Below are 23219 nucleotides of genomic sequence, written 5' to 3' on the forward strand. Positions count from 1 at the left end.
TCTTCAGTTCAAAGAGGGAGCGAGGCTTATTCGCCGCCGCGGTTCTTCAGGGCTGCGCCCAGGATGTCGCCAAGCGAAGCGCCCGAGTCGGACGATCCGAACTGAGCGACGGCTTCCTTCTCTTCCGCAATCTCCAGAGCCTTGATGGACAGCATGATCTTGCGGTCCTTCTTGGAGAAGTTGGTGACGCGGGCGTCGACGACCTGGCCGACCGAGAAGCGCTCCGGGCGCTGCTCGTCGCGGTCGCGGGCGAGGTCGGCACGACGGATGAAGGAAGTGATGTCCTCGTGGTTGACGAGCTTCACTTCGACGCCGCCATCGTTGATGGCGATGACTTCGCAGGAAACGACCGCGTTCTTGCGCAGATCGCCCGAAGCAGCGGCGTCGCCGACTGCATCCTTGCCGAGCTGCTTGATGCCGAGCGAGATGCGTTCCTTCTCGACGTCGACGTCGAGAACGACAGCCTTGACGACGTCACCCTTGTTGTACTCTTCGATGACCTGTTCGCCCGGACGGTTCCAGTCGAGATCGGAGAGGTGCACCATGCCGTCGACATCGCCGTCGAGGCCGATGAACAGGCCGAATTCGGTCTTGTTCTTGACTTCGCCTTCGACTTCAGTGCCGGCCGGATGGCTGCGGGCGAATGCTGCCCACGGATTTTCCAGCGTCTGCTTGAGGCCGAGCGAAATACGGCGCTTGGACGGATCGACTTCGAGAACGACGACTTCGACTTCCTGGCTCGTGGACAGGATTTTGCCGGGGTGAACGTTCTTCTTGGTCCAGGACATTTCCGAGATGTGGATCAGGCCTTCGATGCCCGGCTCCAGCTCGACGAATGCACCGTAATCGGTGATGTTGGTGACGGTACCGGAAATCTTCTTGCCTTCCGGATACTTGGCCTGGATGCCATCCCACGGATCGGACTCGAGCTGCTTCATGCCGAGCGAGATGCGGTGGGTTTCCTGGTTGATGCGGATGATCTGAACCTTGACCTGCTGGCCGATGTTCAGGATTTCCGACGGATGGTTCACACGGCGCCATGCCATGTCGGTGACGTGCAGCAGGCCGTCGATGCCGCCGAGGTCGACGAACGCACCGTAATCGGTGATGTTCTTGACGACACCGTCAACGACCTGGCCTTCTTCGAGGTTCTGAACGATTTCAGAACGCTGCTCGGCACGGGACTCTTCCAGAACCGTACGGCGCGAAACCACGATGTTGCCGCGGCGCTTGTCCATCTTGAGGATTTCGAAGGGCTGCGGGTTGTGCATCAGCGGCGTTACGTCGCGGATCGGACGGATATCGACCTGCGAACGCGGCAGGAAGGCGATCGCACCGTCGAGGTCGACCGTGAAGCCGCCCTTGACCTGGTTGAAAATCACGCCTTCGACGCGCTCGCCGGCTTCGAACTTGGCTTCGAGCTTGATCCAGCTTTCTTCGCGGCGAGCCTTCTCGCGCGACAGAACGGCTTCGCCAAGCGCGTTTTCGATGCGCTCGACATAGACTTCGACTTCGTCGCCGACCTTCAGCGAACCGTCCTTGGCGCGTGCGCCGAATTCCTTGAGCGCGATGCGCCCTTCAACCTTGAGGCCGACGTCGACGACGGCGACGTCCTTCTCGATGCCCGTGACGATGCCCTTGGTGACATAGCCTTCGGCCAGGTCGTTCTTGGCAAAGGACTCTTCGAGAAGAGCCGCGAAATCCTCGCGGGAGGGAGTAGCTACTGACATAAAATCTCCTGCGTGTCCTGATTGGCAGAGCGGACACGTATGCGCCGGTTGGTTTGCGTTGAACGGGCCTGAACCCAGTCCGCCCTCTCTTACGAAGGCAATCCGGCGCTTGGACGGAATTTCAGGCTGCATAAAAGCGACATCGTGCTTCTGAGCACGCGAAATCGCTTGAATTTAGGCATTTCGGCTCAAGGCCGCATCGATGATCGATTGAGCGGCATGAAACGCGGCCTCTATACTCATTTCCGACGTATCAAGCAAGTGCGCATCATCGGCTGGTTTCAAAGGGCTGTCGGCCCGTCCCATGTCGCGCGCATCACGTCGTTTGACGTCCTCGAAAATCGCCTCGAAATCCGCCGTTGCCCCTTTGCCGAGGATCTCGTCGTAACGGCGTCTGGCGCGCACCTCCGGCGACGCCGTCACATAGAGCTTCACCGGCGCATCCGGACAGACGACCGTGCCGATGTCGCGTCCGTCGAGCACCGTGCCCGGCGTCTTTGCCGCAAACCGACGCTGCGCCTCGACCAGGGCCCGGCGCACCGCCGGCATGACGGCGATTTTCGAGGCGGCTTCGCCGATTTCGTGTCGGGAAAGTATATCGCGATCCAGTCCGGCAAGTTCAACCTCCCGCGCTATCTTTTCCGCCAACGCCTCGTCGTCGAGCGGCAGGCCGGCGTCGAGCAGCGCCTTGGCCGTCGCGCGGTAGGTGAGCCCCGTGTCGAGATGGTGAAAGCCGTATCGTTCAGCGATAAGACGCGAGAGCGTCCCCTTGCCGGCCGCCGCCGGGCCGTCGATGGCGATGGTGAAAGCCTTGGTTGCCATGGGGATCAATCCTGCGATGATGGGTGAAGGAGCCCGTGTTGCCGAAATGCGCCGGAAGATCTCGAAGTTGACGGCGGACTGCGGCGCAGAGCCGTGCATATCGCGTAATCCCCTGTAACTGCAGAGTATTTCTTCCGAAGCTTCGGTTTGGCCGGCTGCTGCCTTGGCCCGCTTTTTCTACTGCCGCGGCTCGTTACCACAAACGCCGCCAGCGGTCACCCGCCAGCCGGCGAAAACGGCCGCACGGAGATGATAAAGTTTGGCTTTGACATGGGAAGCCACAGCGATTAAGGGGACCGGCTTATAAATTCCGATGGAACGCCGGCTTGCACGGCATTTTGCCGAATCGCGGATTCGGCCATTCTCACGAGGCTTATAGTGGCGAAAGCGGAACTTGGAACCAAGCGCACCGATCCGGAAACCGGCAAGAAGTTTTATGATCTGAACCGGGATCCGATCGTTTCCCCTTATACCGGCAAGTCCTATCCCCTGTCCTTCTTCGAGGAAACCTCGGCGATCGCTGATGTTGCCGAGGAAGACGAGGTTGCGGAAGTCGATACGGAAAACACTGAAGTCGAACTGGTTTCGCTCGAGGATGCCGATGACGCCGCCGGCGGCGACGACATCCCCGATATGGGCGACGACGACGTCGAAATTGAAGGCGATGATGATGACGACACCTTCCTCACGCCCGACGAAGACGACGACGATGACGACATGAGCGACATCATCGGCGTAACCGGCGACGAAGACGAAGTCTGATCGGACAAATGCCGGCCCGGGTGACAAAAAAATTCCGGGTCGGTTTTTTTAGGCTTGCCATCTGCGAAAACCGCAAGTAAGAAGCCGCCACTCCAGAGGAAACGCCCTCTGGAGCATCCCAGGACCGGCCATGCCGGACCGCCTTGATGGGGCTATAGCTCAGCTGGGAGAGCGCTTGCATGGCATGCAAGAGGTCAGCGGTTCGATCCCGCTTAGCTCCACCACGCTTCGCCCTTACCGGCTTCGCGTGGCGCAGCCGCGAGAAACCGTAGGCCGAAGCAGTGCCCGGCATAGCCCGAAGGGCGACGACGGGCTGAAACGCTGATGTGGTATGTCTATATTCTCCGCAGCGTCGATTTTCCCGATCAGGAATATACCGGCTCTACCGCAGATCTGAAGCAGCGCCTTGCGGCGCATAATGCCGGAAAATCCACCCACACCGCCAAATTCGTACCCTGGAATTTGCTCTGGTATTGCGCCTTTCCCGACAAGCACAAAGCGCTTGAATTCGAAACCTACCTGAAATCGCATACCGGCAGGGCGTTTGCCAGCAAGAGATTGGTCCAACCGAATCTAGTTCCAAGTCGCCTCGATAACCTGAAGGCCGATTCCGAATAAGTGCCGGTGCGTGTGCGAAAACTGTTCAGCTGGATCACTTGATATGTGCGAGGCATTTGCAAGGAAACGCTCTTGCCGTCCCCTCAACACCGGTAGGCCGTCCCCACAGCCCACCGGCGCCTCGCTTAAGTCTCGACAATGGCCGCCGTCACCCGCCTCACCACTGGCAGCACAAGCAGCAGGACGGGAAAGGCGATCGCCCAGGAGAGCGCCCATGCGGACGGCCACATGGCAAGGGCGGCTGCGGTCAGGCCTTGTGCTCTGAGGATGCTGATCGCTGAGACGACTGAGGTCATCAGCAGCGACAGGATGAGCGGCATGACGACCGCATTGTAGCGTTTCGGGAGTTTGCCTTTGGGCATTTTTGTCTCCGTAAGATGCCGATCAGAACAAAAGCGCAGCGCCAATCGGCGGGTTGCGCGTTGATTGACGTAAACGCTTACGGAGCTTCGGTCTGAAGCGACGCCGTTTTATGGCGGAAAATATCGCTCTGCTCAAGTCCCGCCCCAACCACTTTCAAGCCCTCTTTGCCAATTCCTCAATGAAGAGGATTTATCCTTCTTCCGGAAACTCAGCGATTCGGCTTCAGGACCCGCAATGACCAGAGCAAGACGCCGCCGCATCATTCGTACACGACGAACCGTCACCGGGATCGCCCTCGTCGCCTCGATTTCGTTTCTTGCCGGCATGACCGATGCTACCGGGCTGCTGCTGACCGGCGATTTCGTCTCCTTTATGACCGGCAATACGACGCGGGCGGCGCTCGCCTTGAGCGAGGGCAATCTCTTTCACGCGGCGGTGCTGATCTCCGCCATTGTCGTTTTTGTGCTCGGCAATGCGGCCGGCATCGTCATCGCCCATGTCTCCGAGCGCCGAATATTCGTCGTGCTCGGCTGCGTCGGCCTCGTCCTGGCGCTCGCATCGATGACGACATGGCAGAGCATGATGCTCGCGAGCTTCTACCTGATCGTCTTTTCCATGGGCATGGTGAACGCCGCCGTCGAGCATATCGAAGGCCTGCCGATCGGCCTGACCTATGTCACCGGCGCCCTGTCGCGCTTCGGCCGCGGCATCGGCCGCTGGATCATCGGCGATCGCCGTGTCGAATGGACCATCCAGATCGTGCCCTGGGGCGGCATGGTGCTCGGCGCGATCGCCGGTGCGGTCCTGACGCGGTTGACCGGTGCCCATGCCTTGTGGCTGGTCTCCATCTTTGCCATGGCGCTGGCGCTTGTCGCCATGTTCATTCCCCGGCCGCTTCAGCGGCGCTTCAACCAGAAGCTTGCTTCGCACCGCTCGGCCGCAGTGCGCGGCAAATAGAAGCGTCGCATTCCTGTTACCCTCGAATCGGATAGGAAGATCGCTGTCCGTCCTCAAGGAGTAGATCGTGTTCCTGATTTCGAAGCTCGTCTGGATTTTTGCCCAGCCGTTGTCGCTGGCATTCCTGCTCGTCTTCTTCGCCCTCATCGCCGGGCTGCTGCGCTGGCGTGCCTTGAGTATTCTTGCTGCAACGGCTAGCGCGCTCATCCTCTTCGTCACGCTCTACACCACCGCCGGCAACCTCATGATGCAGGGCCTCGAGCAGCGGTTTCCAAAACCCGTCGCCGATCCGCAGAGCCTGCAATGCATGATCGTGCTCGGCGGCGCCTTCGAAAACGAGGTGAACACGGCCCGCCACGGCATCGAATTCAACGCCGGCGCCGACCGCTTCGTCGAAGCCTTGCGGCTCGCGCAGAAATTTCCGCAGTCGCGCATTCTCGTGTCGGGCGGCGACGGCTCCATTTCGGGCATTTACGAAGGCGATGCGGCGGCATCCGGGCGTTTCTTTCCACTGTTCGGCATCGGCAGGGATCGCCTGATCGAGGAGCGGCAATCGCGCACGACCTTCGAAAATGCCGTCAACACCAGGGAATTCCTCGCAGGCCAGGGCCTTTCCCATTGCCTGCTGATCACCTCGGGCTTCCATATGCCGCGTTCCGTCGGCATCTTCCGCAAGCTCGGCATCGACATCGTGCCCTGGCCGACCGACTATCGTACCGACGGGCAGGTTCGGCTGACCTTGGATTTCACTCAGCCGAACCTCAATGCCCAGAATATGGCGACGGCGATCCGCGAATGGTACGGCCTCATCGGCTACTATCTCGCCGGCCGGACGTCGGAGCTCTATCCGCGTTAAGCCTATTTCTTCGAGATGGTGACGAATTTCGCGCCGCGCACACGCGCGGTCACGATGCAGGGATCGCCTTCGGTGCGGTCGCAGAAACGCGGATGCATCTTCATCGCCAGCACCATGTTGCCGAAGCGCTGGACAAAGTCGTAGCCATAGATCTGCGCCGTCGCGATCATGAAATAACCGCCTTCGGCAACCTGCAGATAGAAATTATAGGTGCAGCCGTCGTCGTTGCATTGCGGCCCCTTCTGCCCGTCGCAGGTCAGTTGGCCCTCATTGACCACGGCGTCGATCAGCCCGTCATTGTTGATGTCCTGCCGGGTGACGAAGCCGTCGGCAAATTCGGCCGCCTTGCACTGTTCCTGGAAATGCTTCTTCTCGTAGATCTCGGGGTCGGAGATCAGCGATTGCTGGGCAAGCGCGCCAACCGGCATGGCGAGCAGCGGGACGATATTGAGAACGGCGAGCACCAGCGTTTTCACGGGCTTTCCTCTTTTGGACAAAGGCTCTGAAGCCTATGCATGTTGCCCGAACCTGTGCGGCGGTTTGGGATAACAACATGCATCGAATAAAGACTGATGCTTTATGGCCGCGCCGCCTTGCGCCGCCCTTGCCGCCATGGTTCTTTCCGGAAACTCTTCGCCGGTTCCGGGGTCCGCATGTCCTTGCTCGTCTATCTCGATTATGCCGGCATTGCGCTGTTTGCCGCGACAGGCGCGCTCGCCGCCTCGCGCAAGCAGCTCGATCTGATCGGCTTTCTGTTTTTCGCCATGGTGACGGGAACCGGCGGCGGCACCGTGCGTGACATCGTGCTCGGCCGCGTGCCGGTCTTCTGGGTGCTGAACCCCGCTTATATCCTCGTCTGCTGCATCATGGGCGTCATCGTCTTCTTCACCGCCCATCTGCTGGAATCGCGCTATCGCCTGCTGATCTGGCTGGATGCGATCGGCCTTGCCGCCTATTGCGTTCTCGGTGCCGCCAAGGGACTTGCCGCCACCGGCTCGCCGACCATCGCGATCGTCACCGGCACATTGACGGCGACCTTCGGCGGCATCCTGCGCGATCTGATGGCAAACGAGCCTTCGGTGCTGTTGCGGCCGGAAATCTATGTGACGGCGGCTCTGATCGGCGCCGGCGTGTTTACGCTCGCCAATGCGCTGGGAATGCCGCTCTATCTCGCCTCGGGCTGCGGCGTTGTGGCGGCCTTTGCCGTTCGCGGCGGCGCGCTGTGGTTCGGCTGGACCTTCCCGATCTACAAGCACAAACCCGGGCGGCATCCCGACGATGTGATGTGAGCCTTTTTGGGCGCCGTCAGCCCTGCTTGGCCCGCAGCCGGATCACCACGTCGACATGGGCGATCTCCATGCCTTCGGGCGGCTCCGGCAGATTGCCGATCGTCAGGTTGCTGACGGGAATGTCGAGCACCTTGTTGTGGCCTTCGATGAAGAAATGGTGGTGGTCGGAAACATTGGTGTCGAAATAGGTCTTGGCGCTCTCGACGGCGAGAACGCGGATGAGGCCGGCTTCGGTGAACTGGTGCAGCGTGTTGTAGACGGTCGCCAGCGAAACCGGCACGCCTGCGGCAACCGCCTCCTCATGCAGTTCCTCGACAGTCAAATGCCGGTCGCCCTTGGCAAACAGGAGGTCGCCGAGCGCGACGCGCTGGCGTGTAGGGCGTAGGCCCGCGCCGCGCAGCCTTACCTCTATTGCGATCGGGAGTGCACCCGTCATCAACACGAACTCCGATTATTCCTGCATAAAGCAATCATGTTTCTTCAAGCGGTATAACTTTTGCATCGGAGCCTTTCAATAGTTCAGTGGGGACAAGAGCCTGATAAACGCGGCAAAAACGGGCTTTTGATGCAAATAGGTCTGGTCGCAGCTCTGGCCTTCCTGTATGCGACCACCAAATAATGGCGTAAGCCTGGTCCAAACCGATGAATGAAGCTGCCTTGCTTGTGCTTCATTTTCTGAAGAACTTGGACTACACGTTCACATCCATCGGCTTCACGCGGGGGGAAAAAGAAATTTTATGACCACCAGACAGTCCAGCTTCTCGTATGAAGAACTCATCGCTTGCGCCCATGGCGAGCTGTTCGGACCCGGTAATGCGCAGCTGCCGCTGCCGCCCATGCTGATGGTTCACCGCATCACGGAAATTTCCGAAACAGGCGGCGCCTTCGACAAGGGTTATCTCAGGGCCGAATACGACGTACGCCCCGACGACTGGTACTTTCCCTGCCATTTCGAAGGCAATCCGATCATGCCGGGCTGCCTCGGCCTCGACGGCATGTGGCAGCTGACCGGTTTCTTCCTTGGCTGGCTCGGCGAGGAAGGTCGCGGCATGGCGCTTTCAACCGGCGAAGTGAAATTCAAGGGCATGGTCCGGCCGCATACGAAGCTGATCGAATACGGCATCGACTTCAAGCGCGTCATGCGCGGTCGCCTTGTGCTCGGCACGGCCGACGGCTGGCTGAAGGCGGATGGCGAGACCATATACCAGGCGTCCGACCTTCGCGTCGGTCTGTCGAAAGACAAGACCGCCTGAACCGCATTTCGAGCGGCTGACGAAAACAACAAAGGTTTGATCAGATGAGACGGGTAGTTGTCACGGGTCTGGGTATCGTTTCCTCGATCGGAAGCGATGCGGCCGAAGTCACCGAATCCTTGCGCCAGGCAAAGTCGGGTATCTCCTTTTCCAACGATTTCGCCGAACACGGCTTCAAGTGCCAGGTCTGGGGCAGCCCCAAGCTCGGCCAGACGGAGCTTGCGGAACTGGTCGATCGCCGCGCCATGCGCTTCCTGTCGCAGGGCGGCGCCTGGAACCATGTCGCCATGAAGCAGGCGATCGCCGATTCCGGTCTGGAAGAGAAAGACTACGCGCAGAACGAACGCGCCGGCATCATCATGGGCTCCGGCGGCCCCTCCACCCGCACCCTGATCGAAGCGGCCGACATCACCGTCAAGAACAACAGCCCGAAGCGCATCGGCCCCTTCGCCGTACCGAAGGCGATGTCTTCGACCGCGTCGGCCACGCTCGCCACCTGGTTCAAGATCCACGGCGTCAATTATTCGATCTCGTCGGCCTGCTCGACCTCTGCCCATTGCATCGGCAACGCCGCCGAGATGATCCAGTGGGGCAAGCAGGACATGATGTTTGCCGGCGGCCACGAAGATCTCGACTGGACGATGTCCAATCTCTTCGACGCGATGGGCGCCATGTCCTCCAAGTACAACGACACGCCCGACAGCGCCTCGCGCGCCTATGACGTCAACCGCGACGGCTTCGTCATCGCCGGCGGCGCCGGCGTGCTGGTACTCGAGGAGCTCGAGCGCGCCAAGGCGCGTGGCGCCAAGATCTATGCCGAAATCGTCGGCTACGGCGCCACCTCTGATGGTTACGACATGGTCGCTCCCTCGGGCGAGGGCGCTATCCGCTGCATGCGCCAGGCGCTTTCCACCGTCAAAGGCGATGTCGACTATATCAACACCCACGGCACGTCGACGCCGGTCGGCGACAGCAAGGAAATCGGCGCCATCCGCGAGGTGTTCGGCACCAAGATCCCGCATATCCAGTCGACCAAGTCGCTGACCGGCCATTCGCTCGGTGCGGCCGGCGTGCAGGAATCGATCTATTCCCTGCTGATGATGCAGCAAGGCTTCATCGGCGAGAGCGCCCATATCACCGAGCTCGATCCCGAATTCGAAGGTGTGCCGATCGTGCGCAAGCGTATCGACGATGCGAAGATCGATATCGCCCTCTCCAACTCCTTCGGCTTCGGCGGGACGAACGCCACGCTCGTCTTCCAGCGCCATAACGGATAATAAAATGACTGGAATCATGCAGGGTAAGCGCGGCCTCATCATGGGCGTCGCCAACAACCACTCGATCGCCTGGGGAATTTCGAAGGCTCTCGCCGCACAGGGTGCGGACCTCGCCTTCACCTATCAGGGCGATGCGCTCGGCAAGCGCGTCAGGCCGCTGGCCGCCGAAGTCGGCTCGGATTTCGTGCTGCCTTGCGACGTCGAGGATATTGCGTCCGTCGACGCTGTAGTCGACTCGCTCGGCGAGCGCTGGGGCAAGCTCGATTTTATCGTCCATGCCATCGGCTTCTCCGACAAGAACGAGCTGAAGGGCCTCTACGCCGATACGACGCGGGAGAATTTCAGCCGCACCATGGTCATCTCCTGCTTCTCCTTCACTGAGATCGCCAAGCGCTGCGCACCGCTGATGGAAGGCAGTGGCGCGATGCTGACACTGACCTATAACGGCTCGACACGCGTCATCCCCAACTACAACGTCATGGGCGTCGCCAAAGCAGCGCTCGAGGCTTCGGTGCGCTATCTCGCCGCCGATTACGGCCCGCGCGGCATCCGCGTCAACGCCATATCGGCCGGGCCGATCCGCACGCTTGCCGGCGCCGGCATCTCCGATGCGCGCGCGATCCTTTCGTGGAACCAGCGGAATGCACCGCTGCGCAAGACGGTGACCATCGATCAGGTCGGCAATTCGGCGCTCTACCTGCTTTCGGACCTTTCCGCCGGCGTCACCGGCGAAATCCACTTCGTCGACGCCGGCTTCAACATCACCTCGATGCCGACGCTGGACACGCTGCGCCGGGCAGACGTCGAGTAGACGCCGCTCATCCAAATTCAAAGGCCGTGCGCAGAGTCTGCGCACGGCCTTTTTGTTTCATGATGGCGAGATCGCTTCGAAGCCCGTTGGGCCTTATTTCTTCGCCCACAGAACCTTGAAGCGCGCATTGCGGCAGGTCTCGCCGCTTTCCCTGAATTCTGCGGCAAGAACCGGCTCATAGGGCAGGCCGCGATTGGCGACGAGCATCAGCCGGCCGCCGCCGCGAAGCGCGGTTGCGGCGGTCTTGATCATCGCCTGGCCGAGAGACGGCTCGGCGGCATGGCCCTCATGGAAGGGCGGGTTCATGATGACGAGATCGTATTTGTCCTTGACCGGCTCGCCCGCCAGATCGTGCCAGAGGAAGCGCGCAGGCGCGCTCGGGCAGTTCTCCGCCATATTGCCCCGCGCAGCCTCCAGAGCCGCGTGATTGGCCTCGTAAAGGTCAAGACGCGCCAGTCCGCGCGATCTCTTCGCCATCTCGACAGAGAGATAACCCCATCCGGCGCCGAAATCGGCGACGTCGCCGGTAAAATCCTGCGGCAGGCGCGAGGCGAGCAGCTCCGATCCGGCATCGATCCGGTCATGCGAGAACATGCCGGCTGTCGCAAGGAAGCGGTCGTCGACCCGCACCGGCGCTTTTGCCAGCTTGGTGACGATCTCGCCGGCATCTGCCGGCCGGCCAAACCAGAAGGCGACGCCGTGATATTTCGGCATATGATCGATGGCGAGGCCGAACCCTTCCAGGCGCTTGCGCAGCGGCTGGATGCCGTCTTCCTTCGCCCCGGCAACGACGATCAGGCCGCCCGCCCGCGTGCGGGCGAGCGCCGCGGCCAGATTGGCTTCGTTCTCGCCCTTATGCTTGGTGCACAGCACGAGGGCCGCGTCATAATCCTCGCCGTCGATCTCCGGCTTGGCGTCGATTCGCTGCGCCAGCAGCTGCCGGTAGAGCGGCCGGAAACCCTGGACGGCGCTGAGCGAGGCGGCAAAGCCTTCGGGCAGCTGAAAGCCTGCCTCGGCGCCGAGAAAGAGCACACGCTCGCCCTCGCCGGGCGCCTCGACTGTGCCGCTGGCAAAAGGATGGAACAGGGTCTTCAGCGTCTCGCGGCTCATGGGTCTCGTCTCGTTAAAGCATGTCGCGCAAAATTGTGCAGCGGTTTTGCGTCCACGACATGCGCAAAACGGGATACAAAAAGGGCGCGGAAGATTCCCGCGCCCGGAATTCAATCTGGGAAACGCGGCTTATTCGGCCGCTTCTTCCTTCTTCTTCTCGTTCGCGATCTCCTGGCCGGTGGCCTGGTCGACGACCTTCATCGACAGGCGAACCTTACCGCGTTCGTCGAAACCGAGCAGCTTGACCCAGACCTTGTCGCCTTCCTTGACGACGTCCTGCGTCTTGGCGACGCGCTCGGCAGCGAGCTGCGAGATATGAACGAGGCCGTCGCGGGCGCCGAAGAAGTTGACGAAGGCGCCGAAGTCGGCGGTCTTGACAACAGTGCCTTCGTAGATCTGGCCGATTTCAGGCTCGGCAACGATCGAGTGTATCCACTTGCGAGCCGCTTCGATTTCTTTGCCGGAAGAGGAGGCGATCTTGACGGTGCCGTCGTCCTCGATGTTGATCTTCGCGCCGGTCTTTTCGACGATTTCGCGGATGACCTTGCCGCCGGAACCGATGACTTCGCGGATCTTGTCGACCGGGATGTTCATCACTTCGATGCGCGGAGCGAATTCGCCGAGCTGGCCGCGGCTTTCGGTGATGGCCTTGGCCATTTCACCGAGGATATGGGCGCGACCGCCCTTGGCCTGGCCGAGAGCAACCTTCATGATTTCTTCGGTGATGCCGGCGATCTTGATGTCCATCTGCAGCGAAGTGATGCCATCGGCCGTACCGGCAACCTTGAAGTCCATGTCACCGAGGTGGTCTTCGTCACCGAGAATGTCGGAGAGGACGGCGAAGCGATCGCCTTCGAGGATCAGGCCCATGGCGATGCCGGCAACCGGCTTCGCCAGCGGGACGCCTGCATCCATCAGCGCCAGCGACGTGCCGCAGACGGTTGCCATCGAGGACGAGCCGTTGGATTCGGTGATCTCGGAAACGACGCGCAACGTGTAGGGGAACTGCTCCGCCGACGGCAGCATCGGACGGATCGCACGCCATGCCAGCTTGCCGTGACCGATCTCGCGGCGACCCGGGGAACCCATGCGGCCGGTCTCACCAACCGAGAAGGGGGGGAAGTTGTAATGGAGCAGGAAGCGCTCCTTGTACATGCCGGTCAGGCTGTCGACATACTGCTCGTCTTCACCGGTGCCGAGCGTGGCCACCACGATCGCCTGCGTTTCGCCGCGCGTGAAGAGCGCCGAACCGTGCGTGCGCGGCAGAAGGCCGACTTCCGAAACGATCGGACGAACGGTTTCAAGGTCGCGGCCGTCGATGCGGCTCTTGGTGTCGAGGATGTTCCAGCGAACGATCTTGGCCTGCAGGTGCTTGAAGATCGCGCCGACTTCTTCGGCCGTATACTTGGCTTCGCCTTCCTCGGGGAGGAAATGCGCCTTGACCTTTGCCTTGACGGCGTCGACGGCGGCGTAGCGGTCGGCCTTCTGGGTGATCTTGTAAGCTTCGCGCAGTTCTGCTTCGAAATGCTTCAGCATCTCGCCTTCGAGCTCGGAATAGTCTTCCGGCTGGAAGTCGCGGGGCTCCTTGGCAGCGACTTCGGCGAGCTTGATGATTGCGTCGAGAACCGGCTGAAAGCCCTTGTGGCCGAACATGACGGCGCCGAGCATGACGTCTTCGGGCAGTTCCTTGGCTTCGGACTCGACCATCAGCACGGCGTCGTAGGTGCCGGCGACGACGAGGTCGAGGCTCGACTCATCCATCTCGTCGAGATGCGGGTTGAGAACATATTCGCCATTGATGTAGCCGACGCGTGCGCCACCGACCGGGCCCATGAAGGGAACGCCGGAAAGCGTCAGCGCCGCCGAAGAGGCGATCATGGACAGGATGTCGGGATTGTTTTCAAGGTCGTGCTGGACGACGGTGACGACGACCTGCGTGTCGTTCTTGTAGCCTTCGGGGAAGAGCGGGCGGATCGGGCGGTCGATCAGGCGGGAAACGAGCGTTTCGTTCTCGCTCGGACGGCCTTCGCGCTTGAAATAGCCGCCGGGGATCTTGCCGGCTGCGTAGGTCTTTTCCTGGTAGTTGACGGTGAGCGGAAAGAAGTCCTGGCCGGGCTTCGGCGCCTTCGCCGAAACGACAGTGGCAAGAACGACGGTCTCACCGTAGGTGGCGAGAACCGCGCCGTCGGCCTGACGGGCGATCTTGCCGGTTTCGAGCTTCAGCGGGCGGCCGGCCCACTCGATTTCCACTGTGTGTGTATCAAACATAATCTTGTCCTTCAATGCGGGAGCACGCGCCATTGCCGATATCAGGGCGCAGCGCACAGTCGACCGCAATCAATGTGACGTATCACGGGCAAGACAACGGGAGGCTTTTCATCGGCAGTTTCCCGAACTTGAGAGTTCCTGAGAAACTTGGGCCAAAGCCTTGGAGAGCTTTGGCCGAAAGCATCCGGCAATCCTGCCCCATGACAGGTCAGCGGTTGGTTTGGCAGAACCGGCCCATCCGGGCCTGCCGGTCGTTCCACCGCTTGAGATAGGGCGCGGCCGGAACATTTCATCGGAACATCGTCCCGAAACAGATCCGGCGGACGCTTAAAAGCGCCCGCCGGACAATCTTAGCGGCGGATACCCAGGCTGTTGATCAGCTTGGAATAGCGGCCTTCATCCTTCTTCTTGAGATAATCAAGAAGCGAGCGGCGGCTCGAAACCATCGTCAGCAGGCCACGGCGGGAATGGTTATCCTTCTTGTGGTCCTTGAAGTGTTCGGTCAGGTTATTGATGCGCTCGGTCAGGATCGCGACCTGTACTTCCGGAGAACCGGTATCGCCTTCGGCGGTTGCGTATTCCTTGATCAGCGCAGCCTTGCGCTCAGCAGTGATCGACATCGGATGGTCCTTTCTATGAGAGGAGAAGAAGTCGCCAAAAGCCGGGATGCCGTCCAGCTTTGGCCGCGAATGCAATCGGGCGCACCCGATGCTGGCGCTGCCTATAAACCAAATAAGCAGCGATGGAAAGAGGGAGCGCCGCAGCAGTGTTCAGCGGCCCATCACGGCGCCCCGGATCATCGCATTATAGCCTGCAGGATCCTGCAGCATGGCGAAATGGCTGGCGTCTTTCAGGATGACGAGCTTTGCCCCCGGAATTTCATTCGCCATCATCTCCGTATGATCGAGCTTGACGGCCTCATCATGATCACCGATGGCAAGCGTGACCGGCAGCGTGATCTTGCCAAGCTCCGTCGCCGTCCAGTTCGGCTGCGTCGCCCACATCTGCGAAATCTGGTTGACGAAGGCCTCGTATTCGTTGGGTGTCGGCGACAGCTTCCGGTATTGTTCTCCGGCGACGGTGATGTAGTCGTTGAAGGTCTTGTTGCTCAAGACGTCGGGCTTGACGCCGTCGGTGGTGACATTGGCCGCCTGGGCAATGACCCGCGTCAGCTTTTCCGGATATCTCATCGCCATGTCGATGCCGATGATGCCGCCGTCCGACCATCCGACGAGCGTCACCTTGTCGATCTTCAGATAATCGAGAAGGGCGACATAGTCCGATGTCATAAGATCGTAGCCGAAGGGCTGCTGGCTGCGGGTCGAGCGTCCGTGACCCCGGCTGTCGGCAACGATGACCAGATGATCCCTGGCGAATTCGGCGATCTGGTGACCCCAGACGCCGGTATTGCCGAGTCCGCCATGGATGAAGAGGATCGGATCACCTTCACCATATTCGGCATAATACATCTTGATGTCGTTCACATCAGCCATGCCGCTCACCTTCGGCGTCGGCATGGCAGGAAAGGCCGGAAGCTCGGCCCAGCGCTCGGCAGATCGAGCGCCGGCGACGGTCAGGAATAGCGAAAAGAACGTCAGCATTCCAATTGCGATTGCGCGCATAATTTTCCTCTCAGGCCGCTATGGTCCGAAAGGAAGATATCGCATCGCCATCGCATGACAATCGTCAGCTGTGCAGACTTAGGCGAAAACCCGCTTTGGGCGAAATTCGCCCTGGCCGATCTCACCGATCGCGATCAGCCGGCCACGGGCCGTCGCATAGGCTTCGCTTTCGGCAATCGGCGCATCGCGGCCGCGCACCAGGATCGGATTGCCCATCTTCAGCCGGTGCGCCTGGTCGTCGTTGATGACGAGATGGGGCAGGGCCGACAATGCTTCGCAGGTGTCGATCAGCAGCGCATCGAGGGCGGCGAGCCGCTCATCCATATCCTCGATCGATTCCAGCGCCACGAGGTTTGCGAGCGGCACCATGGCCTCTTCCGAAAAGGGCGCGACGAAGGTGCGCCGCAGCCCGGATATATGGCCGTAGCAGCCGAGATCACGGCCGAAATCGCGGGCGAGCGCTCTGACATAGGTGCCCTTGCCGCATTCCACTTCGAAATGTGCGGTATTGGCGTCCGGGCAGGCAAGCAGGGTCAGCCGGAAGATCTCCACCTCGCGCGAGGGGATCTCGACGGCTTCCCCGTCGCGCGCCAGGTCGTATGCGCGTTCACCCGCTATCTTGATGGCGGAAAACTGCGGCGGCACCTGGCTGATCGTGCCGATATATTTTGGCAGGATGTCGCGGATCTGCTGTTCGGTCGGACGCTTGTCGGATGTCTGCGTGACCTCGCCTTCGAGGTCGTCGGTCGCGCGCTCCTCTCCCCAGCTTACCGTGAATTCATAGATCTTGCGGCCGTCCATTACATAGGGAACGGTCTTGGTCGCATCGCCGAGCGCGATCGGCAGCATGCCGGAGGCCAGCGGATCGAGCGTGCCGGCATGGCCGGCCTTCTGCGCCTTGTAGAGCCACTTGATCTTGGAAACGGCTTCCGTCGAGCCGAAATCCACCGGCTTGTCGAGAATCAGCCAGCCGGAAATCGGCCGCCCCTTGGGTTTGCGTGGTTTGGACATCAGTCTCTTCTGTTATTTTTCGTCGCTATCGCCGTCGAGGTCGCGGCTCACTTCGGGCGAGCGCAAGAGCTCGTCGATTTTCTTGTAATTGTCGAAGCTGGTATCGTCGCGGAAGCGCACTTCCGGCATATATTTCATCTGCCGAAGCTGCGGTCCGAGGCGGCCGCGGATGAACTTCGCATGGCGGTTCAACGCCTCGATGACGATGCTGTGGTCGGAAACGCCGAGCGGCGTGACATAAGCCGTCGCGATCTTGAGATCGGGCGACATGCGCACTTCGGAGATCGAAATCACGGTTGCTTCGATGATGTCGTCGCGCACTTCGCCGCGCTGCAGCACCTGGGTGATCGCGGCGCGGACCTGTTCGCCAACGCGCAGCATGCGCTGCGACGGCGCGGAGGATGTTGGTCTGGTCATTGTTATCTCTGTTTGCCGATGCGGCTGGGAATCGAACCCGTCAAAGGAGAGCGTCCATGACTCTTTTGGTCGAAAAGGTCAAGCCGGCAGGTAGAAAAGCCACCCGCCGGAGAGCGGATGGCTTTTGTCAAGCGACTGAACGCCGAGGATTAGAGCGTGCGCGTAATATGTTCGACGCGGAAGCACTCGATGACGTCGCCGACGCGCATGTCTTCGTAATTTTCGAAGGCCATGCCACACTCCTGGCCCATCGGCACTTCGGAGACTTCGTCCTTGAAGCGCTTGAGGGTCTTGAGCTTGCCTTCGTGAACGACGACGTCGTTGCGGATGAGGCGCACACCCGCCCCGCGCTCGACCTTGCCTTCGACGACGCGGCAACCGGCCACCTTGCCGACCTTGGTGATGTTGAACACCTCCAGGATTTCGGCATTGCCGATGAAGGTCTCGCGCCGTTCCGGCGACAGGAGGCCCGACATCGCTGCCTTCACGTCATCCACGAGGTCGTAGATGATGTTGTAGTAGCGGATCTCGATGCCCTGTCGTTCGGCGAACTGGCGCGCCTGCGCATTGGCGCGAACGTTGAAGCCGATGATGGCCGCGTTCGAGGCTTCGGCGAGCGAAATATCCGACTCGGTGATGCCGCCTGCGCCCGAATGGACGATGCGGGCACGGACCTCGTCCGTGCCGAGCTTTTCCAGCGCGCCGGCAATCGCTTCGATCGAGCCCTGGACGTCGCCCTTGATGACGAGCGGGAACTCCTTGATGCCGGTGCTCTGCATCTGCGTCATCATCTGTTCCAGCGAACCGCGCTGGCCCGACTGGCGGGCAGCCGCCTTGTCGCGGGCAAGACGCTGGCGGTATTCCGAGATTTCGCGGGCGCGGCTCTCGCTCTCGACCACCGCGAACTTGTCACCCGCCTGCGGCGTGCCGGAAAGGCCAAGCACTTCGACGGGCATCGCCGGCGGCGCGTCCTTCATATGCTCGCCCTTGTCGTTGACGAGGGCGCGCACACGGCCCCAGACGTCGCCTGCGACGATGATCTGGCCCGGCTTCAGCGTACCGTTCTGAACGAGAACCGTGGCAACCGAGCCGCGGCCGCGGTCGAGCTGGGCTTCGATGACGGTACCTTCTGCGGTGCGGTTCGGATTGGCCTTGAGGTCAAGGATTTCCGCCTGCAGCAGAACGGCTTCGAGCAGCTTGTCGAGGTTTTTGCCTGTCTTAGCCGACACTTCGACATCAAGCGTTTCACCACCCATCGATTCGACGAAGACTTCGTGCTGTAGAAGCTGGTTGCGCACCTTCTGCGGATCGGCTTCGTGCTTGTCGATCTTGTTGATCGCCACAATGATCGGAACACCGGCTGCCTTGGCGTGATTGATCGATTCGATCGTCTGCGGCATGACGCTGTCGTCGGCTGCCACGACCAGGATCGCGATGTCGGTCGCCTGCGCGCCGCGGGCACGCATCGCCGTGAAGGCGGCGTGGCCGGGGGTGTCGATGAAGGTGATCTTCTGGCCGTTCTGCTCCACCTGATAGGCGCCGATATGCTGGGTGATGCCGCCCGCTTCGCCCGCAACAACGTTGGCATGGCGAATGGCGTCGAGCAGCGAGGTCTTGCCGTGGTCGACGTGGCCCATGATGGTGACGACGGGCGGACGCGAAACGCGGTCACCTTCGACGTCGGCGATGTCGAAGATGCCGAGTTCGACGTCGGATTCAGACACACGCTTGACGGTATGACCGAATTCGCCGGCGATGAGCTCGGCAAGGTCGGCGTCGATGACGTCGCCCGGCTTCATCATCTGGCCTTCCTTCATCAGGTACTTGATGACATCGACGGCGCGTTCGGACATGCGCTGCGACAGTTCCTGAATGGTGATGGTCTCCGGCAGGACGACTTCGCGGGAAATCTTCTCGCGAGTCTCCTGCATTTGGCTGCGGCGGAACTTCTCCTGCCGGCGGCGCATCGCCGAAAGCGAACGGCTGCGGCCGGCGTCCTCGCCGTCCACATCGGCAGTGGTGATCGTCAGCTTGCCGCGGCGGCGCTCCTCATCCGTTTTCGGACGGGTCGTCACCGGCTTTGCGGGTTCGGGGCGAACGACGCGGCCGCGCGCCGGACCGCCGCGCGAAGCGCCACGATCGTCCTCGTCGCCGTCATTGCGACGGCCCCGAACGCCAGCCGGCGCGCCGGGCGCCGGGCGAGCGGCTGCTCCGTCGGCATCGGGCCGGCGTGCTGCCGGCGCGGGTGCTGCCGGGCGCGGCGTCGTGTTCGGGCGAGCCTCGGCCGTAGCGGGTGCCGGCGCTGCCGCAGTGGCAGCCGGTTCGGCGGCAGCAGCGGCGGCGGCTTCGGCCTGCCCGGCTGCCTCTTCGACGGCTCGGCGTGCGGCTTCCTCCGCCTCGGCTGCCTTGCGGACAGCCTCTTCGGCGGCACGGCGCTTTTCTTCCTCGGCGCGGCGGATCGCATCCTGGGCGTCACGCGCCTGGGATTCGGCGAGCGCACGGCGGCGCGCATCCATTTCCTCAGGCGACAGATGGTTCAGCACGACAGGGCGCGGGCGATCGTTCGGACGCGGCTGCTGATAGGACTGCTGCGGACGCTGGTTGCCTTGGCCGCCGCCGGGCTGGTGAATCCGCGGAGCCGGTGTCGACTGCTGCGGACGCGCCTGAGCAGGTGCCGGCGCCGGTTCGGCTGCGCGAATCGGGGTTGCGGGTGCCGCAGGCGTGATCGGCTTTTCGTCTTCCGGGCGCATCGGGCGCCGCTTGCGGGTCTCGACCACGACCGCCTTGGTGCGACCCCGACCCATATCCTGGCGAACGGTACCCTGGCTCATCCCCGATGGTTTCAGGGTGAGCGTCTTCTTGCCCGTTACGCTGAGTGTCTTGTCGTCGTTACTATCGGTCATTCGTTCCCGTTCCTTCGGACAGGGAGCGATGACTAGATCAGACCCTGTCGTTCAAATACTGTCGATCAATGAGAATGAGACCGGCCGATGCCGGTGACCGCCTCATTGTTTTTGCCGGCCAGCGCCGCCCGCTGCCCGGGACTGACCGCCAATACGGTACTGTTCGAGCATCTTTGCGCGCTTCACTACACCCTCACCCGCCTGCCCTGCAAGCACTGCGGCATGGATAAAAGCATTCTGGCCCATCAGGCCTTCCATTTCGCTCTCCGAGAAGAAACGGTAGGAAGGTATCTCCTCCTCGGTCTCCATTCCGAGGTGCCAGGCCTTGCGGGCCTGGTCGATTTTTCGCACTCCATCATCCGCTGCGTCAGTCGCGTGAAACACCGCAAGGGCTGCTCCACTTCTGACCGCGGCATCCACTTTCGAGGCGCCGCTGACGAACTGGCCGGCCTTGCGCGCCATGTTCATCATCTGCATCACTTGCGCCGCCAGCAGCCGGTCGACGCTTGCGCCGAGATCGTCCGCCGCCTTCACGTCCGCTTTCAGCGCCCGGGCGAACAGCTTTTTCGCCACCGCCCTGTCGACCAGCGACCGGTCTGCCTTCACCCAGCAGCCGCGTCCCGGAAGCTCGCGCTTCAGGTCGGCGACGACGGTTCCGTCGGGAGCCGCGACGAAGCGGATCAGCTCTTCCGGCGATCCGCTTTCGCGCGTCACGATGCACATGCGTCCGTTCACGTCATACCCTGCAAGATCGTCGTCCTCGGGATGAACGTTCGGCTCATGCGCGGTCATCATGCTTCCTGTTCGGCTTCGGTGACCTCTTCTTCGGTCCCCTTCGCCAGGTCCTCTTCGGTGATCCAGCCGGCCGCGAGGCGCGCCTGCACGATCATCTGCTCGGCCTCGACACGCGAAACGTCGAACTTCGAGAACAGGCCTTCGAACTTCTTCGTTTCGCCGTTCTTGCGTTCGCTCCAGCCGACGAGATCGTCGGCCGCACAACCGGCGAAATCCTCGATCGTCTTGATGCCGTCCTCGCCGAGCGCCACCATCATCTGGGCGGTCATGCCGTCGATCTGGCGCAGCTCGTCCTCAACGCCAAGCGCCTTGCGCTTCTCGTCCATCTCGGCTTCGAGACGCTCGAGGAATTCGCGGGCGCGCTGCTGGATTTCCTGCGCCGTCTCTTCGTCGAAACCGTCGATCGAGGAGATTTCGTCGAGATCGACATAGGCAAGTTCTTCGACGGCGGCAAAGCCTTCCGACGCCAGAACCTGGCCGACCATCTCGTCGACGTCGAGCGAATCCATGAACAGGTTGGTGCGCTCGTTGAATTCCTTCTGACGGCGTTCCGATTCCTCGGCCTCCGTCATGATGTCGATGTCCCAGCCGGTCAGCTGCGAAGCGAGGCGGACGTTCTGGCCGCGGCGGCCGATCGCAAGCGACAGCTGCTCGTCGGGAACGACGACTTCGATGCGCTCGGCGTCCTCATCGAGAACGACCTTGGCCACTTCCGCCGGCTGCAGGGCGTTGACGACGAAGGTCGCCGGGTCCTGGCTCCAGGGGATGATGTCGATCTTCTCACCCTGGAGTTCGCCGACGACGGCCTGGACGCGCGAACCGCGCATACCGACGCAGGCGCCGACCGGATCGATCGAACTGTCGTTCGAGATCACCGCGATCTTGGCGCGCGAGCCCGGATCACGGGCGACCGACTTCACCTGGATGATGCCGTCGTAGATCTCGGGCACTTCCATGGTGAAGAGCTTCACCATGAACTGCGGATGGGTACGCGACAGGAAGATCTGCGGACCGCGCTGCTCGCGACGGACATCATATACGTATGCACGGACGCGATCGCCATAGCGCACGTTCTCGCGCGGGATCATTTCGTCGCGGCGGATGATGCCTTCACCGCGCCCGAGGTCGACGATGACGTTGCCGTATTCGACACGCTTGACGGTGCCGTTGACGATTTCGCCAACGCGATCCTTGAATTCGTCGAACTGGCGGTCGCGCTCGGCTTCACGCACCTTCTGTACGATCACCTGCTTGGCGGACTGTGCGGCGATGCGGCCGAAATCCATCGGCGGCAGCGGATCGGCGATGAAATCACCAAGGGCTGCGTCCGGATTGCGGTCGCGGGCAAGTTCCAGCGGGATCTGCGTCGAATAATCCTCGGCCTTGTCGACCACTTCGAGCAGGCGCTGCAGACGGATTTCACCGGTCTTCGGATTGATGTCGGCCCGGATGTTGGATTCGGTGCCGTAACGCGAGCGCGCCGCCTTCTGGATGGCATCGGCCATTGCGGCAAGCACGATCTCCCGGTCGATGACTTTTTCGCGCGCCACTGCATCTGCGATCTGCAGAAGTTCGAGCCGGTTCGCACTGACTGCCATTGTTTTGTTTCTCCGTCTTTACTCCAGGGTTCCCGTCCCTGGGAGCGGTCTGTTGATCGGTTATTCCTGGTCGTCTGCTTCGTTCTGGTTCGCGGCCTGCGCTTTCGCCAGCTTGTCGGCGCGCAACGCATCGCGGATCAGATCGTCGGTCAGAATGAGCTTCGCATCGCTAAGCGCCGTGAAGGGAATGACGACCTTCTGCTCTTCCCCATAGGCGACCTGGTCACGCTCGAGCGTGAATCCATCGGCGTCTGCTTCGACGATCTTGCCGCGGAAGCGTTTGCGGTTGCCGATCATGATCGACGTTTCGCACTTTACAAGGTGGCCTTGCCAGCGGACGAAATCGGATTTCCGCACCATCGGACGGTCGATGCCGGGCGAAGACACCTCGAGATGATACTCTTTATCGATCGGATCTTCCACATCGAGGACGGGAGAAATCGCCATCGAGACTTCTTCGCAGTCCTGAACCGTCATCGTGCCGTCATTGCGCTCGGCCATCACCTGCATCGTCGCGCCGTTCTGGTTCAGCATGCGCACGCGGATCAGCCGGAAACCCATGCCGACGAGAACGGGTTCGATGATATCTGCCAGACGCTGGTCGAGCCCGGTTTCGGTAATCAGCCGCGGCTCAAGTTCGTTGTCTGCGTTTGTCATGTCCGACAAGCGGCGCTCCTCGCAATTTCAAGCTGTTCAGGCGATCGAGCTAATAAAAAAGAGCGGGTCCTTGCGGCCCACTCTTCATCAAGCGATCAAG

23 protein-coding genes and 1 tRNA gene are annotated in these 23219 nt (G+C 61.4%); 9 read left to right on the forward strand and 15 right to left on the reverse strand.

What is annotated here, in order from left to right; all coding sequences use genetic code 11:
* Positions 1–26 precede the first annotated feature (26 nt).
* A complete protein-coding gene (rpsA, locus tag B5E41_RS27480) occupies positions 27–1730 on the reverse strand; it encodes a 30S ribosomal protein S1 (protein WP_011423494.1) in 1704 nt (567 codons plus the stop codon).
* 174 nt (positions 1731–1904) lie between these two features.
* Entirely contained in the window at positions 1905–2552 is a 648-nt protein-coding gene (cmk, locus tag B5E41_RS27485; protein WP_088396900.1) for a (d)CMP kinase, read from the reverse strand.
* Between the two features lie 378 nt (positions 2553–2930).
* On the opposite strand from cmk, the gene B5E41_RS27490 reads away from it, so the two are divergent.
* The 3 genes from B5E41_RS27490 (at position 2931) to B5E41_RS27500 (ending at position 3932) form a co-directional block, all read left to right on the forward strand.
* Positions 2931–3314 carry a TIGR02300 family protein gene (locus B5E41_RS27490; RefSeq protein ID WP_038686030.1) on the forward strand — a complete coding sequence of 128 codons (384 nt, stop codon included), beginning with the start codon at positions 2931–2933 and terminating at the stop codon, positions 3312–3314.
* A gap of 148 nt (positions 3315–3462) precedes the next feature.
* Positions 3463–3538 (forward strand) — tRNA-Ala (locus B5E41_RS27495).
* A gap of 100 nt (positions 3539–3638) precedes the next feature.
* Complete coding sequence (locus B5E41_RS27500; RefSeq protein WP_088396875.1) at positions 3639–3932, forward strand: GIY-YIG nuclease family protein; 294 nt, start codon at positions 3639–3641, stop codon at positions 3930–3932.
* A gap of 125 nt (positions 3933–4057) precedes the next feature.
* On the opposite strand, the gene B5E41_RS27505 is transcribed toward B5E41_RS27500, so the two are convergent.
* Complete coding sequence (locus B5E41_RS27505; protein WP_088396876.1) at positions 4058–4294, reverse strand: DUF2798 domain-containing protein; 237 nt, start codon at positions 4292–4294, stop codon at positions 4058–4060.
* 235 nt (positions 4295–4529) lie between these two features.
* Between B5E41_RS27505 and B5E41_RS27510 the strand changes: the two genes are divergently transcribed.
* Both B5E41_RS27510 and B5E41_RS27515 read left to right on the forward strand, forming a co-directional pair.
* The gene (locus B5E41_RS27510) at positions 4530–5252 is read left to right on the forward strand and encodes a YoaK family protein (protein WP_064800207.1); all 723 of its coding nucleotides are present in this window, start codon (positions 4530–4532) and stop codon (positions 5250–5252) included.
* A gap of 67 nt (positions 5253–5319) precedes the next feature.
* Positions 5320–6108 (forward strand): YdcF family protein, encoded by a 789-nt coding sequence (locus tag B5E41_RS27515; protein WP_088396877.1) that lies wholly within the window; start codon positions 5320–5322, stop codon positions 6106–6108.
* 2 nt (positions 6109–6110) lie between these two features.
* On the opposite strand, the gene B5E41_RS27520 is transcribed toward B5E41_RS27515, so the two are convergent.
* Complete coding sequence (locus tag B5E41_RS27520; protein ID WP_088396878.1) at positions 6111–6584, reverse strand: hypothetical protein; 474 nt, start codon at positions 6582–6584, stop codon at positions 6111–6113.
* 177 nt (positions 6585–6761) lie between these two features.
* On the opposite strand from B5E41_RS27520, the gene B5E41_RS27525 reads away from it, so the two are divergent.
* Positions 6762–7397 (forward strand): trimeric intracellular cation channel family protein, encoded by a 636-nt coding sequence (locus tag B5E41_RS27525; RefSeq protein ID WP_064805816.1) that lies wholly within the window; start codon positions 6762–6764, stop codon positions 7395–7397.
* 16 nt (positions 7398–7413) lie between these two features.
* On the opposite strand, the gene irrA is transcribed toward B5E41_RS27525, so the two are convergent.
* Positions 7414–7833, reverse strand: a complete 420-nt coding sequence (irrA, locus tag B5E41_RS27530) for an iron response transcriptional regulator IrrA (protein ID WP_064800210.1) — start codon at positions 7831–7833, stop codon at positions 7414–7416.
* 301 nt (positions 7834–8134) lie between these two features.
* Between irrA and fabA the strand changes: the two genes are divergently transcribed.
* From fabA to fabI, 3 genes are read left to right on the forward strand one after another with little or no spacing between them, the layout of a single operon-like run.
* The gene (fabA, locus tag B5E41_RS27535; RefSeq protein WP_088396879.1) at positions 8135–8650 is read left to right on the forward strand and encodes a 3-hydroxyacyl-[acyl-carrier-protein] dehydratase FabA; all 516 of its coding nucleotides are present in this window, start codon (positions 8135–8137) and stop codon (positions 8648–8650) included.
* A gap of 44 nt (positions 8651–8694) precedes the next feature.
* Entirely contained in the window at positions 8695–9927 is a 1233-nt protein-coding gene (fabB, locus tag B5E41_RS27540; RefSeq protein WP_088396880.1) for a beta-ketoacyl-ACP synthase I, read from the forward strand.
* 4 nt (positions 9928–9931) lie between these two features.
* Positions 9932–10738, forward strand: a complete 807-nt coding sequence (fabI, locus tag B5E41_RS27545; RefSeq protein ID WP_088396881.1) for an enoyl-ACP reductase FabI — start codon at positions 9932–9934, stop codon at positions 10736–10738.
* A gap of 93 nt (positions 10739–10831) precedes the next feature.
* Here fabI and B5E41_RS27550 read toward each other — a convergent pair whose 3' ends face one another.
* The 10 genes from B5E41_RS27550 to rimP form a co-directional block, all read right to left on the reverse strand.
* Positions 10832–11848, reverse strand: coding sequence for a class I SAM-dependent methyltransferase (locus B5E41_RS27550; protein ID WP_088396882.1), 1017 nt, complete (start codon positions 11846–11848; stop codon positions 10832–10834).
* Positions 11849–11977: 129 nt separating this feature from the next.
* Entirely contained in the window at positions 11978–14116 is a 2139-nt protein-coding gene (gene pnp, locus B5E41_RS27555) for a polyribonucleotide nucleotidyltransferase (protein ID WP_088396883.1), read from the reverse strand.
* 350 nt (positions 14117–14466) lie between these two features.
* Positions 14467–14736, reverse strand: a complete 270-nt coding sequence (gene rpsO / locus B5E41_RS27560) for a 30S ribosomal protein S15 (protein ID WP_009997779.1) — start codon at positions 14734–14736, stop codon at positions 14467–14469.
* Positions 14737–14886: 150 nt separating this feature from the next.
* Positions 14887–15738, reverse strand: coding sequence for an alpha/beta fold hydrolase (locus B5E41_RS27565; protein WP_088396884.1), 852 nt, complete (start codon positions 15736–15738; stop codon positions 14887–14889).
* Positions 15739–15816: 78 nt separating this feature from the next.
* A complete protein-coding gene (gene truB / locus B5E41_RS27570; RefSeq protein ID WP_088396885.1) occupies positions 15817–16749 on the reverse strand; it encodes a tRNA pseudouridine(55) synthase TruB in 933 nt (310 codons plus the stop codon).
* A gap of 12 nt (positions 16750–16761) precedes the next feature.
* A complete protein-coding gene (gene rbfA, locus B5E41_RS27575) occupies positions 16762–17166 on the reverse strand; it encodes a 30S ribosome-binding factor RbfA (protein WP_088396886.1) in 405 nt (134 codons plus the stop codon).
* A 149-nt stretch (positions 17167–17315) separates the two neighbouring features.
* Positions 17316–20069 (reverse strand): translation initiation factor IF-2, encoded by a 2754-nt coding sequence (gene infB, locus B5E41_RS27580; protein WP_088396887.1) that lies wholly within the window; start codon positions 20067–20069, stop codon positions 17316–17318.
* Positions 20070–20171: 102 nt separating this feature from the next.
* Positions 20172–20864, reverse strand: a complete 693-nt coding sequence (locus tag B5E41_RS27585; protein WP_170965915.1) for an RNA-binding protein — start codon at positions 20862–20864, stop codon at positions 20172–20174.
* On the reverse strand, positions 20861–22462 hold the full coding sequence (gene nusA / locus B5E41_RS27590) for a transcription termination factor NusA (protein ID WP_064800221.1): 1602 nt from the start codon (positions 22460–22462) through the stop codon (positions 20861–20863). Before nusA ends, B5E41_RS27585 begins: the two co-directional genes overlap by 4 nt.
* A 60-nt stretch (positions 22463–22522) precedes the next feature.
* Positions 22523–23128, reverse strand: coding sequence for a ribosome maturation factor RimP (rimP, locus tag B5E41_RS27595; RefSeq protein WP_088396888.1), 606 nt, complete (start codon positions 23126–23128; stop codon positions 22523–22525).
* Positions 23129–23219: the final 91 nt, after the last annotated feature.

The organism is Rhizobium esperanzae (assembly GCF_002204185.1).
GTDB classification, from domain to species: Bacteria; Pseudomonadota; Alphaproteobacteria; order Rhizobiales; family Rhizobiaceae; genus Rhizobium; species Rhizobium esperanzae.

Bases quoted from the DNA above. Each gene is read 5' to 3' on its own strand.
- rpsA (WP_011423494.1), bottom strand. From the start codon at position 1,730: ATGTCAGTAGCTACTCCCTCCCGCGAGGATTTCGCGGCTCTTCTCGAA.
- cmk (WP_088396900.1), bottom strand. From the start codon at position 2,552: ATGGCAACCAAGGCTTTCACCATCGCCATCGACGGCCCGGCGGCGGCC.
- B5E41_RS27500 (WP_088396875.1), top strand. From the start codon at position 3,639: ATGTGGTATGTCTATATTCTCCGCAGCGTCGATTTTCCCGATCAGGAA.
- B5E41_RS27505 (WP_088396876.1), bottom strand. From the start codon at position 4,294: ATGCCCAAAGGCAAACTCCCGAAACGCTACAATGCGGTCGTCATGCCG.
- B5E41_RS27510 (WP_064800207.1), top strand. From the start codon at position 4,530: ATGACCAGAGCAAGACGCCGCCGCATCATTCGTACACGACGAACCGTC.
- B5E41_RS27525 (WP_064805816.1), top strand. From the start codon at position 6,762: ATGTCCTTGCTCGTCTATCTCGATTATGCCGGCATTGCGCTGTTTGCC.
- irrA (WP_064800210.1), bottom strand. From the start codon at position 7,833: ATGACGGGTGCACTCCCGATCGCAATAGAGGTAAGGCTGCGCGGCGCG.
- fabA (WP_088396879.1), top strand. From the start codon at position 8,135: ATGACCACCAGACAGTCCAGCTTCTCGTATGAAGAACTCATCGCTTGC.
- fabB (WP_088396880.1), top strand. From the start codon at position 8,695: ATGAGACGGGTAGTTGTCACGGGTCTGGGTATCGTTTCCTCGATCGGA.
- fabI (WP_088396881.1), top strand. From the start codon at position 9,932: ATGACTGGAATCATGCAGGGTAAGCGCGGCCTCATCATGGGCGTCGCC.
- B5E41_RS27550 (WP_088396882.1), bottom strand. From the start codon at position 11,848: ATGAGCCGCGAGACGCTGAAGACCCTGTTCCATCCTTTTGCCAGCGGC.
- pnp (WP_088396883.1), bottom strand. From the start codon at position 14,116: ATGTTTGATACACACACAGTGGAAATCGAGTGGGCCGGCCGCCCGCTG.
- rpsO (WP_009997779.1), bottom strand. From the start codon at position 14,736: ATGTCGATCACTGCTGAGCGCAAGGCTGCGCTGATCAAGGAATACGCA.
- B5E41_RS27565 (WP_088396884.1), bottom strand. From the start codon at position 15,738: ATGCGCGCAATCGCAATTGGAATGCTGACGTTCTTTTCGCTATTCCTG.
- truB (WP_088396885.1), bottom strand. From the start codon at position 16,749: ATGTCCAAACCACGCAAACCCAAGGGGCGGCCGATTTCCGGCTGGCTG.
- rbfA (WP_088396886.1), bottom strand. From the start codon at position 17,166: ATGACCAGACCAACATCCTCCGCGCCGTCGCAGCGCATGCTGCGCGTT.
- infB (WP_088396887.1), bottom strand. From the start codon at position 20,069: ATGACCGATAGTAACGACGACAAGACACTCAGCGTAACGGGCAAGAAG.
- B5E41_RS27585 (WP_170965915.1), bottom strand. From the start codon at position 20,864: ATGATGACCGCGCATGAGCCGAACGTTCATCCCGAGGACGACGATCTT.
- nusA (WP_064800221.1), bottom strand. From the start codon at position 22,462: ATGGCAGTCAGTGCGAACCGGCTCGAACTTCTGCAGATCGCAGATGCA.